The 13,277-nt window shown below is 48.3% G+C and carries 15 protein-coding genes; 11 read left to right on the top strand and 4 right to left on the bottom strand.

Features of this window, described 5'->3' with window-relative positions; genetic code table 11:
- Positions 1–112 precede the first annotated feature (112 nt).
- From P2W83_RS04180 to P2W83_RS04170, 3 genes are all read left to right on the top strand, one after another.
- Positions 113–874, top strand: a complete 762-nt coding sequence (locus P2W83_RS04180) for an alpha/beta fold hydrolase (protein ID WP_276132435.1) — start codon at positions 113–115, stop codon at positions 872–874.
- Between the two features lie 108 nt (positions 875–982).
- Positions 983–1,645, top strand: a complete 663-nt coding sequence (locus P2W83_RS04175) for a CBS domain-containing protein (protein WP_276132434.1) — start codon at positions 983–985, stop codon at positions 1,643–1,645.
- Positions 1,646–1,663: 18 nt separating this feature from the next.
- Positions 1,664–2,245, top strand: a complete 582-nt coding sequence (locus tag P2W83_RS04170; protein WP_276132433.1) for a DUF3109 family protein — start codon at positions 1,664–1,666, stop codon at positions 2,243–2,245.
- Positions 2,246–2,248: 3 nt separating this feature from the next.
- On the opposite strand, the gene rpoN is transcribed toward P2W83_RS04170, so the two are convergent.
- Complete coding sequence (rpoN, locus tag P2W83_RS04165) at positions 2,249–3,742, bottom strand: RNA polymerase factor sigma-54 (protein ID WP_276132432.1); 1,494 nt, start codon at positions 3,740–3,742, stop codon at positions 2,249–2,251.
- 172 nt (positions 3,743–3,914) lie between these two features.
- Here rpoN and P2W83_RS04160 point away from each other — a divergent pair, with 172 nt between their 5' ends.
- Both P2W83_RS04160 and P2W83_RS04155 read left to right on the top strand, forming a co-directional pair.
- On the top strand, positions 3,915–5,126 hold the full coding sequence (locus P2W83_RS04160) for an alanine dehydrogenase (RefSeq protein ID WP_276132431.1): 1,212 nt from the start codon (positions 3,915–3,917) through the stop codon (positions 5,124–5,126).
- Positions 5,127–5,134: 8 nt separating this feature from the next.
- A complete protein-coding gene (locus P2W83_RS04155) occupies positions 5,135–5,497 on the top strand; it encodes a tellurite resistance TerB family protein (RefSeq protein ID WP_276132430.1) in 363 nt (120 codons plus the stop codon).
- Here the strand turns inward: P2W83_RS04155 and P2W83_RS04150 are convergent.
- The 3 genes from P2W83_RS04150 to P2W83_RS04140 are packed head-to-tail and all read right to left on the bottom strand — an operon-like array spanning position 5,494 to position 7,831.
- Positions 5,494–6,315: an undecaprenyl-diphosphate phosphatase gene (locus P2W83_RS04150; RefSeq protein ID WP_276132429.1), complete on the bottom strand. Its 822-nt coding sequence runs from the start codon at positions 6,313–6,315 to the stop codon at positions 5,494–5,496. The genes P2W83_RS04155 and P2W83_RS04150 overlap by 4 nt on opposite strands.
- Before the next feature lie 5 nt (positions 6,316–6,320).
- Complete coding sequence (locus P2W83_RS04145; protein WP_276132428.1) at positions 6,321–6,941, bottom strand: 7-carboxy-7-deazaguanine synthase QueE; 621 nt, start codon at positions 6,939–6,941, stop codon at positions 6,321–6,323.
- A 2-nt stretch (positions 6,942–6,943) separates the two neighbouring features.
- Positions 6,944–7,831 (bottom strand): bifunctional 5,10-methylenetetrahydrofolate dehydrogenase/5,10-methenyltetrahydrofolate cyclohydrolase, encoded by an 888-nt coding sequence (locus P2W83_RS04140; RefSeq protein ID WP_276132427.1) that lies wholly within the window; start codon positions 7,829–7,831, stop codon positions 6,944–6,946.
- 104 nt (positions 7,832–7,935) lie between these two features.
- On the opposite strand from P2W83_RS04140, the gene P2W83_RS04135 reads away from it, so the two are divergent.
- The 6 genes from P2W83_RS04135 to P2W83_RS04110 all read left to right on the top strand — a co-directional run bounded on the left by P2W83_RS04135 (position 7,936) and on the right by P2W83_RS04110 (position 13,270).
- The gene (locus P2W83_RS04135) at positions 7,936–9,036 is read left to right on the top strand and encodes a Nif3-like dinuclear metal center hexameric protein (RefSeq protein ID WP_276132426.1); all 1,101 of its coding nucleotides are present in this window, start codon (positions 7,936–7,938) and stop codon (positions 9,034–9,036) included.
- Positions 9,036–9,794: a zinc ribbon domain-containing protein gene (locus tag P2W83_RS04130; RefSeq protein ID WP_276132425.1), complete on the top strand. Its 759-nt coding sequence runs from the start codon at positions 9,036–9,038 to the stop codon at positions 9,792–9,794. The genes P2W83_RS04135 and P2W83_RS04130 overlap by 1 nt, the downstream gene beginning before the upstream one ends.
- Positions 9,795–10,155: 361 nt before the next feature.
- On the top strand, positions 10,156–10,671 hold the full coding sequence (locus P2W83_RS04125; RefSeq protein WP_276132424.1) for a cupin domain-containing protein: 516 nt from the start codon (positions 10,156–10,158) through the stop codon (positions 10,669–10,671).
- A gap of 65 nt (positions 10,672–10,736) precedes the next feature.
- On the top strand, positions 10,737–11,993 hold the full coding sequence (locus P2W83_RS04120) for an erythromycin esterase family protein (RefSeq protein ID WP_276132423.1): 1,257 nt from the start codon (positions 10,737–10,739) through the stop codon (positions 11,991–11,993).
- A 19-nt stretch (positions 11,994–12,012) separates the two neighbouring features.
- A complete protein-coding gene (locus tag P2W83_RS04115; protein WP_276132422.1) occupies positions 12,013–12,642 on the top strand; it encodes a phosphoribosyltransferase in 630 nt (209 codons plus the stop codon).
- Between the two features lies 1 nt (position 12,643).
- Entirely contained in the window at positions 12,644–13,270 is a 627-nt protein-coding gene (locus P2W83_RS04110) for a dienelactone hydrolase family protein (RefSeq protein ID WP_276132421.1), read from the top strand.
- The last annotated feature ends 7 nt before the right edge of the window (positions 13,271–13,277 follow it).

The following is a 13,277-nucleotide window of genomic DNA, read 5'->3' as shown; positions in this document are numbered from 1 at the left end:
AAAATCGCCGTTGAGGCGGCTTCGTCCCCGTGAAAACAAATTGTTATGTGTCAAAAAATCTATGATTTTACCTGAAACGTTACTATTTTTGGCCCATTGATATTATCGCCTGATGCAATACGAGATCAAACACTTAGGCAAATTTAAGTTTGTAGAGGAGGGTGAGGGAGAGCCACTCGTCCTGTTGCATGGCTTGTTTGGCGCACTTAGCAATTTCACCCCGCTGGTAGATCATTTTAAGGCTACACACAGGGTTATCATCCCCATGTTGCCCCTGTACGACCTTTCGGTGCTCGACACTTCGGTGAACGGCCTTGCCAAATATGTGCAGAAGTTTATTGAGGCTATGGACCTGAACCATGTGCACCTATTGGGCAACTCGCTGGGTGGGCACATAGGCCTGGTGTATACCTTGAAGGAGCAACATAAAGTAAAATCCATCATCCTTACCGGCAGCTCGGGTCTGTACGAGAACGGTATGGGCGAAACATATCCTAAACGCGGCGATTACGAGTTCATCAAGAAGAAGACAGAGCTCACCTTTTACGATCCGAAGACGGCCAATAAAGAGCTGGTGGATGAGGTCTATTCAATCGTAAATAATAGGCTGAAAGCGATAAAAGTCATAGCTTTGGCTAAATCAGCTATTCGTCACAATCTCGGCGATGAACTGAAGCAGATCAAAGTTCCTACCTGCCTCATATGGGGAAAAAATGACACGGTCACCCCTCCGATGGTAGCTGAGGAATTCAAATCGCTGATCCCGAATTCAGAATTGCACTGGATCGACAAATGCGGACACGCAGCTATGATGGAAGTGCCCGATGAATTCAATAAGATCCTCGACCAATTTCTGGATAAGCACAAAGGATAAAATTTCTCGAAATTTTGTCATTTTTCTGTTGAAATGTGTTCCGGGATTAAACTGGTTCAAGTTTTGTATTGTCTATATGTATAGAGCGGCTGAAAACGTGAAAGACAAATGGTCATAGAACAACTAATATCGCCTATAGTTCCTACCCTGCTCCCGACGGATACGGGCAACCGCGCCTTGTTCCTGATGGAGGAGAACAACCTCAGCCAGCTCCCGCTTATCTCAGAAGACCAGTATGTGACCCTCGTTAATGAAAATGATGTGCTGGACTGGGATGACCCTGAGAAACCCCTTGGTAAAGCAGAGTTTCACAATTTCCGCCCGGCAGTATTCGCCAGTGGCCACCCTTACGAAGCGCTCCGCCTGGCCCACTCCCAAAATCTCAGCATTGTTCCGGTGGTTGACAATGAGAATAAATACCTCGGTGCCATTACTCGTGATGAGCTCCTGAGGTACATTACTGAGAATGCCGGACTGGACAGCCCTGGCGGTATCATAGTGCTGGAAATAGATCCACGCAATTATAGTCTTACCGAAATAGCCCGCATCTGCGAGAATGAAGATGTATTCATCACCAGCACGCAGCTGCATACCAACAGGGCTACGCAAAAGCTGGAGATAACCATAAAGACCAATCAATCGAACCTGGATGCGATAGCCGCCTCATTCGAGCGTTACAAATACACCGTAAAAGAGGTATTTGGCGAGCACGCACATAAGGACGATATCATGGATCGTTATAAATCATTGATGAACTACATTAACATGTAGTGAAGAACGCAACTGAAGATGATAGCAATAGACAACGTACTGCTGAGTGATGATGTAGTGGAAGCACAATTCGTGTGCGACCTGAACGCCTGTAAAGGTGGCTGCTGTGTAGATGGTGACTGTGGTGCGCCGCTTACCGAAGAAGAAACAAAGAAGATAGCAGAAGTATATCCCATAGTAAAACCTTACCTGGCTGCCGAGTACATCGCCGAGATAGAAAAACAAGGCACGCACACCATAGACGATGAGTACGGCTATGTGACACCAACAGTAAATGGTGGCATCTGTACCTACGCTTATACTGACGAAGTAGGCATTGTAAAATGTGCTATCGAAAAAGCCTGGAAAGAAGGTAAGATAGATTTCCAGAAACCGATCTCCTGCCATTTATACCCGATCCGCATCAAGGATATGGGCGAGTACGAAGCAGTGAACTACGAGCCGCGCAAAAAGCTTTGCCGTCCTGCTTGCAAACTTGGCAAACAACTCAAAGTACCGGTTTACCAGTTCCTGAAAGGTTCCATCATCCGCAAATACGGCGAAGAATTTTATGATACTCTGGATGCTGTAGCGAAGAAGATGGAAGAAGACCGCGGTTAGTTCCTACAATTCTTTTCTTAGCCTGGCCACAGGTATATTCAATTGCTCACGGTATTTGGCTACTGTACGGCGAGCAATGTTATAACCTTTTTCCTGCAGCATATCGGTGAGTTTCTCATCAGAGTATGGCTTGCGTTTGTTCTCACCACCGATGATCTCGTTTAGGATCGTCTTCACTTCGCGGGTAGATACTTCTTCACCGCTTTCCGTCTGCAGTGCTTCTGAGAAGAAATATTTGAGTTTGTACGTACCGAATTCGGTCTGCACAAACTTGCTGTTCGCCACGCGGGATACGGTCGACACATCTAGCTGCGTGCGTTGCGCAATGTCTTTCAGGATCATCGGCCTCAACGTGGTCTCGTCGCCCGTCAGGAAGAACTCCCTCTGGAATTCGATAATAGCCTGCATAGTTTGGAGCAGCGTATGTTGCCTTTGTTTGATCGCGTCGATGAACCACTTGGCTGCGTCCAGTTTTTGCTTGATGAATAGCAATGCTTCCTTCTGGCGTTTATCCTTTTTATCACCACGGTCATAAGCGCGCATCATTTCCTTATATCCTTCTGACACACGCAACTCGGGCGCGTTCTTGGCATTCAAAGAAAGCTCTAGGACGCCATTATTGTTGAAAACGAAAAAGTCAGGTATGATATAGCTCTCTGCCTTGTTTACGATGGCAAAGGCAGAGCCCGGCTTGGGGTTCAGCTTGATAATGATATTGATGACCTCCTTGAACTGGTCATTATTCAGTCCCAGGTGGCGCTGTATCTTATCGTAGTGCTTCTTGATGAACTCGTTGAAGTATTTATCGATTACCGCTACCGCGTTCTTTACCGGCTTGGTTTGGGGCTGGCGTTTCAGCTGTAGTAGCAGGCATTCCTGCAGGGTCCATGCACCTACACCCGGTGGGTCAAACTGGTTTTGTATCTGCGTCAGTATATCGGTCACTTCTTCTACCGAGGTATAGATATTCTGACCGAATGCAAGATCATCTACCAGCGCGGTGATCTCCCGGCGCAGGTAGCCATCTTCGTCTATGCTGCCAATAACTTGTTCTGCAATCTTATGGGTACGCTCGTCCAGCTCCAGCATGCCCAGCTGGTCCAACAGGTGGTCGTGAAAGTTATTCTCCACCCTTACCGGCGAGCCTGTTCTTTCTTCTCCGCCTCCGCCATAGTAGTCGTCACCCGAGTCGTAGCCTCCGCCTTCATCGTCCTCGCGGCGCAGAAAATCGTCCAGGTCTACTTTATCGGCGGTATCGTTGCTCAATTCTACATCTTCGCTATCTCCTTCAAAATCACTATCCTCGCTCTCATTCAGGTTATAATCGTCCGTAGGTTCCTCGCCTTCATCGGTATATTCCAGGGCGGGGTTTTCCTCCATTTCTTCCTTAATTCGTTCTTCCAGGTTGGCAGTAGGGATCTGCAGCAGTTTCATGAGCTGAATCTGCTGGGGTGATAGTTTTTGTAATAATCTCTGCTGCTGCGATTGTCTAAGCATACAAGGGTTTTTCCCTGAGACAAAAATGGGAATTTAACTGTACAAAACAATGGATATAAGGCACTATTTATAGGGCTTTCAGTAAAGCTTAACAAAGTTCTGACATGTTAAAATAGTGCGTAAATCGAAAGGATTTTGTATTTTTCTGCCTCGTGACATTAAGCGACAGGGCATGAGCAAAAGACCGTACATTTCACCTTCGTTTTCCTATGTTCCTTTAGAGGAGGCGTTGGAGATATTGCCGAAGAAAAAGAAGCTATTCATTGGTATCCCCAAAGAATCATCTTTCCAGGAAAATCGTATAGCGCTGACGCCTGAAGCAGTGTCCGTTATTGTGAACAATGGCCATGACGTGGTGGTAGAACATGCCGCAGGTGAAGGGTCATTCTATTTCGATAGCGACTATAGCGAGGCCGGCGCGCGCATCGTGTATGATAAAGTGGAGCTGTATAAGGCTACTACTATCATCAAATCGGCGCCAATAGATGAAGAGGAAGCCGAACTGTTGCAACCCAACCAGGTGGTGATCTCTCCCATACACCTGCCTTTCCTGAAAACCGAAATGCTCGAGGTGTTGATACAAAAGAAGATCATCGCTATTGCATTTGAATCTATAAAAGATGATGCGGGCAGCTATCCTATCGTACGCTCTATGAGTGAGATAGCAGGTAGCTCCGCAATATTGACCGCCGCCAAGTACCTGAGCAATGTGCACAAAGGCAAAGGCATACTGCTTGGGGGTATCTCTGGTGTACCGCCTGCCGAAGTGCTGATAATAGGCGCTGGTATCGTGGGTGAGTTTGCCGCACGTACTGCACTTGGTCTTGGCGCATCGGTGAAAATATTCGACAACTCCATCTACCGCCTTATGCGCCTGCAGCACAACATCGGACAAAGGTGTTTTACATCGGTGCTCGATCCTGTTACGCTGTCAGAGGCACTCACTAATGCAGACGTCGCAGTTGGTGCATTAAAGCCCATCAATGGTATCACACCTGTTGTCGTGACCGATGAGATGGTGAGCAACATGAAAGCCGGCTCAGTGATCATCGACGTGAGCATCGACCGTGGCGGTTGCTTCGAAACCTCGAAACTCACTACACACGAAAATCCTGTCTTCAAGAAATACGATGTGATACACTACTGCGTGCCGAACATAGCTTCGGGCGTATCACGTACAGCCTCGCGCGCCATCAGCAATGTATTGATGCCTATTGTGCAGCAATGCGCCGATATGGGCGGGGTAGAAGGCGTGATACAGGCCAAGAGCGGCATTCGCAACGGTGTGTACCTCTATAAAGGCTGCGTGACCAACGCGCCTATCGCCAAACGTTTTAACCTTAAATATACAGACCTCGACCTGCTGCTAGCCGCGCAGAGTTAACACCATTTATGCCGAATAACCGCACCAATAAAACCATAGCAGGCTATCACTTGCTGATGATCCTCTCAGCTGTCGACTTTCGTGTAAGTGCGGCTGAAGACGAGGTGATACGCGAGTATATTGTTGAAGAATTTCCTTTCCGGGTTAATCTTGATCGTGAAATGGAAATAATCAGCAGCCTGCGCCCTGATGAATGGGAACGCCACTTCCTGAAGATGATGGATGATTTCTACGATGATGCTACGGAGGAAGAACGTTATAACCTGATACAATTTGCCATCGAGTTGACGAAAGCGGACAGCGTCATCACCAACGAAGAAAACAAATACCTGAACTTACTGTTCGAGCACTGGAAGCCTGAAGAAGCTTAGCCTTTCCAGTTCCAGCCAAGTACCAGCAGCATAATGATACCGGCGATGATACGGTAGATGCCGAACACTTTAAAGCCATTCTTTTGCAGGAAAGCGATAAAGCTTTTGATAGCGATCATCGCTACTACGAAAGACACGAGCGCGCCAATGCCAAAGACCTTTAAGTTCTCAGGCGATTGTGTGAGCATCTCGTAACCTTTTATTTCGCTGCCATCTACTTTCCAGTCTTTCAGGATAAGTGTATAACCTGTGGCTGCCGCCATAGTAGGCACGGCCAGGAAGAAAGAGAATTCAGCGGCAATGCCACGTGTCAGCTTTTGCTGCATCCCGCCTATAATGGTGGCTGCACTACGGCTTACTCCCGGTATCATAGAGATACATTGCCAGAGCCCTATCCACAGGCTGTTCTTTAGCGTTACTTGCTCTTCAGTATGTATCTGCGGATTCTTAAATGCTTTGTCAATAAACAACAGCACAATACCACCTAAAACTAGGGTTATTGCAACCGTTTCAGGGCGTTCTAATAAGTCTTCAATGGCATCATTAAATAGGAAACCCAACACCAGCGCAGGTATCACCGCCACAAACAGTTTCAAATAAAACTGCCACGATTTAAAGTCAACGAACTTTCTCCAGTAAAGCACCACTACGGATAGTATCGCGCCCAGCTGTATGCACACTTCAAACATCTTAGTGAACGGATCGGTGGCAATACCCATAAAATGGCTGGCCAGGATCATGTGCCCTGTTGAGGATACAGGTAGGTATTCAGTTATCCCTTCTACTATTCCGAGTATGATAGCTTCTAACGTGGTCATTTGTGCTAAGGAATGTTGATGTATTTATGTGTTTGCAGCGAGAGCTGCCACTGCGGGTGTTGTTGTATATAATCAATGATCAGCGGTGTCATCTGGTCGCGCTTGCTCCACTCTGGTTGCAGGTATAGTTTGCATTCCGGTGACATGTGCTGCGCGTATTCTTCCGCCCATTTAAAGTCCGACTTGTTGAACACGACGATCTTCAGCTCACTTGCGTGCCGTAGGTTTTCCTCAAGCGGCGCCTTAAACTTCTTCGGCGATAGCGTGACCCAATCCAGGCTGCCACTCATTGGGCTAGAGCCTGATGTTTCTATATGTACACGAAAACCTGCTTTATGCAGTGCGTCGCTCAAAGCTGTAAGGTCGTGCATCAACGGTTCTCCGCCGGTAACTACTGCTATGCGGCCCGGGTGAGTTGCAGCTGCAGCAACGATCTCGCTCACCGGCATCTGCGGGTGGCGGCTGGCATCCCAGCTATCTTTAACGTCGCACCATACGCAGCCCACGTCGCACCCGCCGAGGCGGATGAAGTAAGCTGCCTGCCCCTGGTAGAAGCCTTCACCCTGCAGGGTGTAAAAATGCTCCATTACCGGGTAAGCAATGGTATGTTGCTGTATTGCTTCCAATCTTAGTTGTAAATGGTCTTTGGTTGCCTGGCGGCGAGCAGGGTGTTTTTCATCAGCCCGCAAATGGTCATCGGGCCAACGCCCTTAGGTACCGGTGTAATATAGCTGGACTTAGGTGCTACGTTGTCAAAGTCTACGTCACCTACCAAACGTGAACCGCTTTTGCGCGTGCTGTCTTCTACGCGGTTGATGCCTACGTCAATTACAATAGCACCTTCTTTCACCATATCAGCAGTCACAAAACGTGGACGGCCAATAGCGGCTACGATGATATCGGCCTGAAGCACCATTTCTTTCAGGTTCTTTGTTTTAGAGTGGCACATGGTCACCGTGCAATTGCCGGGGTTGGCATTGCGGCTCATCAGTACCGTCATAGGCGTACCTACTATGTTGCTGCGGCCTATCACCACGCAGTGTTTACCTGCGGTGGCAATATTGTAATGCTCCAGCATCAGCAGGATGCCGTATGGAGTAGCAGGCAAAAACGTTGGTTGTCCCAGTAGCATCTTACCCTGCGATATAGGGTGGAAACCATCCACGTCTTTACCCGGGTTGATGTTGTTGATCACCAGGTCGGGAGAGATGTGTTTGGGCAGGGGCAGTTGCACCAGTATGCCATCTACTTTGTTGTCGTCGTTCAGTTTGTTTACCTGGTCCAGCAGGAATTTCTCCGTAATGTTGGCGTCAAACCTGAGCAGGGTAGAGTCGAAACCCAGTTCCTCGCAGGTCTTCACTTTTGATCCGACATAGGCTTCGCTGGCAGGGTCGTTACCAACCAAAATGGCGGCCAGGTGCGGGGTTTTGCCGCCTTTGGCTTTCAGATCGGCTACTTCCTGTTTCAAACTTGCTTTGATATGGGCAGCTACTGCTGTTCCGTCCAGAATTTGCATGGCGCAAAGATAGCATGAACCCGCAACAGAAAAATGACAGCGTTTTGTTATTGTTGAGTATCCTGCCCGAAAGCACTAATTTTCCGCTTCAATAACCGGATAGTATGCAGGTAAAAGATATAATGCAGGTGATAGAAGCCTATGCCCCGCTGGCCTACCAGGAGAGTTACGACAACAGCGGGCTGCAAGTAGGCAACCCCAGCGACGAGGCAAAAGGCATCCTCCTTTCCCTTGATGTGACTGAGCAGATACTGGACGAAGCTATGCAGCGGGGCTGTAATATGATCGTGGCGCACCACCCGCTCATCTTTTCAGGCCTTAAACGCCTGTCGGGTCGCAATTATATCGAGCGAATCGTGCAGAAAGCTATAAAGAACGATATTAATATATATGCCGCGCATACCAACCTGGATAACGTGCGCAACGGCGTGAACGCCCGTATCGCCCAAAAGCTGGGACTGCAGAATACTGCCATCCTGCAACCTAAAATGGAGACCCTGAGCAAGCTATATACTTATGTTCCTGTAAAAGATGCCGACCAGGTGCGGGATGCCCTGTTTGCCGCCGGCGCGGGCAATATTGGCCAATACGGCGAGTGCAGTTTCAATACCCCTGGCACAGGCACTTTCAGGCCCGGTTCGGCCGCCAACCCTGTCATCGGTGTCACCGGCGGCCCCCGGGAGGTGGTGGATGAGGTGAAACTGGAGGTGTTGGTTCCCACCCATATACAGTCGGGAATATTACGGGCACTCAGGGCGGCGCATCCCTACGAGGAGGTGGCCTATGAGTTTGTAGCCTTGCAAAACGCCAACCGGGAGCTGGGGGCAGGCATGGTAGGCACCCTAGCCAACCCGATGGAAGGTAACGCCTTCCTGGCCTATGTAAAAGAGCGCATGAAGACCGATTGTATCCGTCATACTGCATTGCTAAACAAACAGATAGAAAAAGTAGCCCTGTGTGGCGGTTCGGGCAGCTTTTTACTGAAAGAGGCCATCGGGGCGGGGGCGGATGTCTTCATAACAGGGGATTTTAAATACCACCAATTCTTTGATGCCGACGGCCGGATAGTGATAGCCGACATAGGCCATTTTGAGAGCGAGCAGTTTACCGTAGAAATATTTGAGGAGCTACTTAAGGAAAAATTTCCTAATTTTGCTGTTCTTTTATCGAATTACAAAACGAATCCTGTAAAATATTTTTGCTGATGGCTACTGTTAAAGACTTTTCAGTTGAGGAAAAACTGACCGCGGTTCTTACCCTGCAAAAGATCGACTCTAAGATCGACGAGATCAAGACGTTGAAAGGTGAACTGCCTATGGAAGTAAAAGACCTCGAAGATGAGATCGAAGGCCTGCAAACCCGTATCCAGAACATTGATGCTGAGATCAATAGCATCAATAACTTTGTTGAGCAGAAAAGCAACGCCAAGAAAGAGGCGCAGGCGCTGATCAAGAAATACGAAAAACAGCAGGACAACGTAAAGAACAACCGCGAGTTCGAAGCTATTAATAAAGAAATGGAGCTCCAGGAACTGGAGGTGAAGCTGAACGACAAGCACATCAAAGATGCGGCTATCGAGCAGAAAGAGCGTGAAGTACAGCGCAACCGCACACAGGACAAGATCACTGACCTGGAAGATGCGCTGAAAGCAAAGAAAGCTGAACTGGAAAAGATCATCGGCGAAACCGAGAAAGAAGAGAAAGCACTGAGCGCGAAAAGCGACGAAGCGAAAGAGAAAGTTGATCCACGCCTGCTGTCTGCTTACGAGCGTATCCGCAGCAGCTACCGCAACGGACTGGCAGTAGTGCCCATCCTGCGCGATTCTTGCGGCGGTTGCTTCAACGTGATCCCTCCTCAGCGCCAGTCTGAGATCCGCCAGCACAAAAAGATCATCGTGTGCGAACATTGCGGCCGTATCCTGGTTGACAACGACCTGAACGACGCGATCAACGTAGGAAAATAAAACAGTTAGTCCACACTCAATATTGAACGCCCCGCTTGTCGGGGCGTTTCTGTTATATCTTTTTCTCTCCTAAACCGGCCTAAGCGACGAAAGCGTTAAGAAAAATGTCGGAACGGAGCGGCCGCATTGAAAGGTACAGTAGCGATTGAAAGACCAGATCAACATTGCCCGGCACTTACCCAAACAAGTGATAGTAAGCTATTTCAATGCAGCGGAGTGCAGAAATTTTTTAGCTTGAGTCGCTAAGCCTTGAACTTTCTTTTTGCTTCTTTTCTTTGGTTCAAGCCAAAGAAAAGAAGGAGGTAACGAGGGGTTAGTCACATTGCGTAATTTCATAGCTTGAACGAGAAGCATCCATAAAATGAACACAGCACAATACTGGATCGACAAATTAAACCTTGAATCCCACATAGAAGGCGGCTCCTTCAAAGAGATCTACCGCTCAGAGCTGGTGCTTTCACAATTGGCGTTGACAGCACACCACCACGGCGACAGGAGTGCGATGACCAGTATTTACTTCCTGCTACAGCATGGTGACTTCTCCGCTTTTCACAAAATTGCCTCCGACGAGATCTGGCATTTTTACGATGGATCTCCACTTTGCGTTTATGAGATAACTACAGACGGCACATTAGAAAAACACTTACTCGGCAAAGACATAGAAAACGGCCAGCAACCGGTAGTAATCATCAAAGCTGGCAGTTGGTTTGGCAGCAGGTGCGAAGAGCCCGGTGGCTTTACCCTATGTGGCTGTACAGTAGCACCTGGATTTGATTTTGCCGATTTTGAATTGGCAGATAAAGAAGCACTGCAAAAAGAATTTCCGCAGCATGAGGACATCATCAGGCAGATGACGAGGCGAACAAATGCTGAGTAATATCCTGAACCGGCATTACTCTCTCTGATGGCTTGTTAATTGTGTGTACCGGATAAAAACAAGGTATGCACGCTCTTCGTACATCCAACGATCTAACCTCGTTGCTCGAAGATATGGGCGACAGGCGTATAGTGATGCTTGGCGAGGCCTCTCATGGTACTCATGAATATTATGCGTGGAGGACAGCCATTTCTCAAAGGCTGATAAAAGAAAAAGGATTCAACTTCATTGCAGTAGAAGGCGATTGGCCCGATTGCTATAAGATCAACCGGCACGTAAAATCTTATGGCGATACGCCGCACGATATTGAAGAGGTCTTAAAAACTTTTGACCGGTGGCCTACGTGGATGTGGGGCAATTGGGAGATCGCCGCTTTGGCCGATTGGTTGAGGCAGCACAACCGTTCGTTTACTATGGATAAGATGGTTGGTTTCTACGGTTTGGATGTGTATAGCTTATGGGAGTCGATGACCGTCATGATGAACTACCTGGAAAAGGAAGATCCTATAGCAGCCCGTGCGGTCAAAAAAGCTATCAATTGTTTCGAGCCCTTCAATGAAAGCGAGCAATCATACGCCCGTTTTACGCTGAACAACCTCGGCTGCAGCAAAGAGTTACTGGCCATGCTAAAAGAGATAAGAACGAAAGCTCAGTTCCTGGATGGCGACAGGGAGGCCGGGTTTAATGCAGAGCAAAACGCACTGATCGCTGTCAATGCCGAACGATATTACCGAAGCATGATGAGCTTTGACAACGAAAGCTGGAACATCAGGGACAGGCATATGATGGAAACCCTTGACCGGTTGATGAAGTTTCATGGTAAAAATGCGAAAGCCATCGTTTGGGAGCATAACACACATATAGGCGATGCCCGGGCCACGGACATGAGTCGGGCAGGCATGGTGAATATTGGCCAGCTGGCGAGGGAAGAATATGGTGAAGAAGACGTTTACCTCGTCGGTTTTGCATCCTATGGTGGAACTGTAATAGCAGGAAACGAATGGGGAGCACCGATGAAAATCATGCAAATGCCAGACGCTAAAGCCGGAAGCATTGAAGCAGACCTGCACCGAAAGGAGGAGGGTGATCACTACCTGTTATTCAGCGAAGAAAAAAACCATAGCTACCAAACAGAAATAAATCACCGTGCAATCGGGGTCGTCTACAATCCGGCAATGGAACGATCTGGCAATTATGTTCCGTCTGTGCTTTCCCGGCGCTACGATGCATTTATGTATCTCGACAAAACCATGGCGCTTCATCCGCTCCACCTTCATCCAGACCGGCACAAATTACCGGCAACCTACCCGTTCAATTTATAGTAGAACAAACAACCATCTTATGTACGAGGACAGAATCGAGGCGGGATTTGTACTTGCAGAGCAGCTGGAAAAATACCGGAACCAAGACGCTGTTATCCTGACCATACCGCGGGGCGGTGTGCCGGTGGCGTATCCCATCGCCAGGCAATTGGGTTTTCCTGTAGACCTATTGCTGATCAAAAAACTCGGGCATCCTACCCAGCCGGAATATGCAATTGGTGCAGTAAGCCTGTCGGATGTTGTGGTTGCACGCGATGAATATGTTGACCCATCTTACATTGAAGAAGCAACCAGGGAAATTCGTGAACGGCTGAAAGAGATGTATCAAAAATTCAGGGGTAACCGACAGCCGGAAAACCTAACGGGACGAATAGTGATCATCGTGGATGATGGCATCGCTACGGGGCGAACGTTATTGAGTGGAATCAACTTCATCAAAAAAAATAACCCCGCGAAGATCGTGATCGCTGTGCCTGTTGCTGCAAGGGGCTCACTGGAGCTTCTGGCACCAATGGTAGATGAGATCATCTGTCCGCTGGTGCCTGACCGGTTTTTTGGTGTTGGTGGGTTTTACCTGGATTTTTCGCAAACTACAGATGAAGAAGTAGTTGATTATTTATCAAAATTGTCGAACGATCAAGCAGCCTGATATGAGTAACGAAATAGAGATACCCTTAAGCAACGTCAACCTGAAAGGCAACCTCGACCTGCCGCAAAACTTCGACAGCATCATTGTGTTTGCACACGGCAGTGGCAGCAGCCGTTTAAGCTCCAGAAATATTGCAGTGGCGCGTTTTCTGCAAGGCGTGGGTTTCGGTACGCTGTTGTTCGATCTCTTGACGGAAGAAGAAGACAGGGATTATGCCAATCGTTTCGATATACCACTGCTCGCTGATAGACTGGTAGGCGTTACAAACTGGTTGGGAGACAACGAAAGCACTGCAGGGAAAACTATAGGCTATTTCGGTGCGAGTACCGGAGCTGCCGCAGCACTGATCGCGGCAGCGCGCTTGCCCGGTATCAAAGCTGTCGTGTCCCGCGGGGGCAGGCCCGACCTGGCAATGCCGGTATTAGACCGCGTTAACGCACCTGTGCTGCTTATTGTTGGCAGCCTTGACACCGATGTTCTGGAACTGAACCGGCAGGCATATGAAAAGCTCACCCGTAAAAAGCTGGAAATAGTGGAAGGTGCAACGCATCTATTTGAAGAACCCGGTACAATGGAGGAAGTGATGAAATTATCTGCTGAGTGGTTTGAGGCTTATTTGAGGTATTGATCAGACA

It is taken from the genome of Polluticoccus soli (genome assembly GCF_029269745.1).
Lineage (GTDB): Bacteria > Bacteroidota > Bacteroidia > Chitinophagales > Chitinophagaceae > Polluticoccus > Polluticoccus soli.
The sequence above is the reverse complement of the archived record's forward strand: the minus strand, read 5'-3'. Positions and strand labels throughout refer to the sequence as shown.

What these genes read in the sequence shown, in the direction of transcription:
- P2W83_RS04180 (WP_276132435.1), top strand. Translation starts at nt 113, where the DNA reads ATGCAATACGAGATCAAACACTTAGGCAAATTTAAGTTTGTAGAGGAG.
- P2W83_RS04175 (WP_276132434.1), top strand. Translation starts at nt 983, where the DNA reads ATGGTCATAGAACAACTAATATCGCCTATAGTTCCTACCCTGCTCCCG.
- P2W83_RS04170 (WP_276132433.1), top strand. Translation starts at nt 1,664, where the DNA reads ATGATAGCAATAGACAACGTACTGCTGAGTGATGATGTAGTGGAAGCA.
- rpoN (WP_276132432.1), bottom strand. Translation starts at nt 3,742, where the DNA reads ATGCTTAGACAATCGCAGCAGCAGAGATTATTACAAAAACTATCACCC.
- P2W83_RS04160 (WP_276132431.1), top strand. Translation starts at nt 3,915, where the DNA reads ATGAGCAAAAGACCGTACATTTCACCTTCGTTTTCCTATGTTCCTTTA.
- P2W83_RS04155 (WP_276132430.1), top strand. Translation starts at nt 5,135, where the DNA reads ATGCCGAATAACCGCACCAATAAAACCATAGCAGGCTATCACTTGCTG.
- P2W83_RS04150 (WP_276132429.1), bottom strand. Translation starts at nt 6,315, where the DNA reads ATGACCACGTTAGAAGCTATCATACTCGGAATAGTAGAAGGGATAACT.
- P2W83_RS04140 (WP_276132427.1), bottom strand. Translation starts at nt 7,831, where the DNA reads ATGCAAATTCTGGACGGAACAGCAGTAGCTGCCCATATCAAAGCAAGT.
- P2W83_RS04135 (WP_276132426.1), top strand. Translation starts at nt 7,936, where the DNA reads ATGCAGGTAAAAGATATAATGCAGGTGATAGAAGCCTATGCCCCGCTG.
- P2W83_RS04130 (WP_276132425.1), top strand. Translation starts at nt 9,036, where the DNA reads ATGGCTACTGTTAAAGACTTTTCAGTTGAGGAAAAACTGACCGCGGTT.
- P2W83_RS04125 (WP_276132424.1), top strand. Translation starts at nt 10,156, where the DNA reads ATGAACACAGCACAATACTGGATCGACAAATTAAACCTTGAATCCCAC.
- P2W83_RS04120 (WP_276132423.1), top strand. Translation starts at nt 10,737, where the DNA reads ATGCACGCTCTTCGTACATCCAACGATCTAACCTCGTTGCTCGAAGAT.
- P2W83_RS04115 (WP_276132422.1), top strand. Translation starts at nt 12,013, where the DNA reads ATGTACGAGGACAGAATCGAGGCGGGATTTGTACTTGCAGAGCAGCTG.
- P2W83_RS04110 (WP_276132421.1), top strand. Translation starts at nt 12,644, where the DNA reads ATGAGTAACGAAATAGAGATACCCTTAAGCAACGTCAACCTGAAAGGC.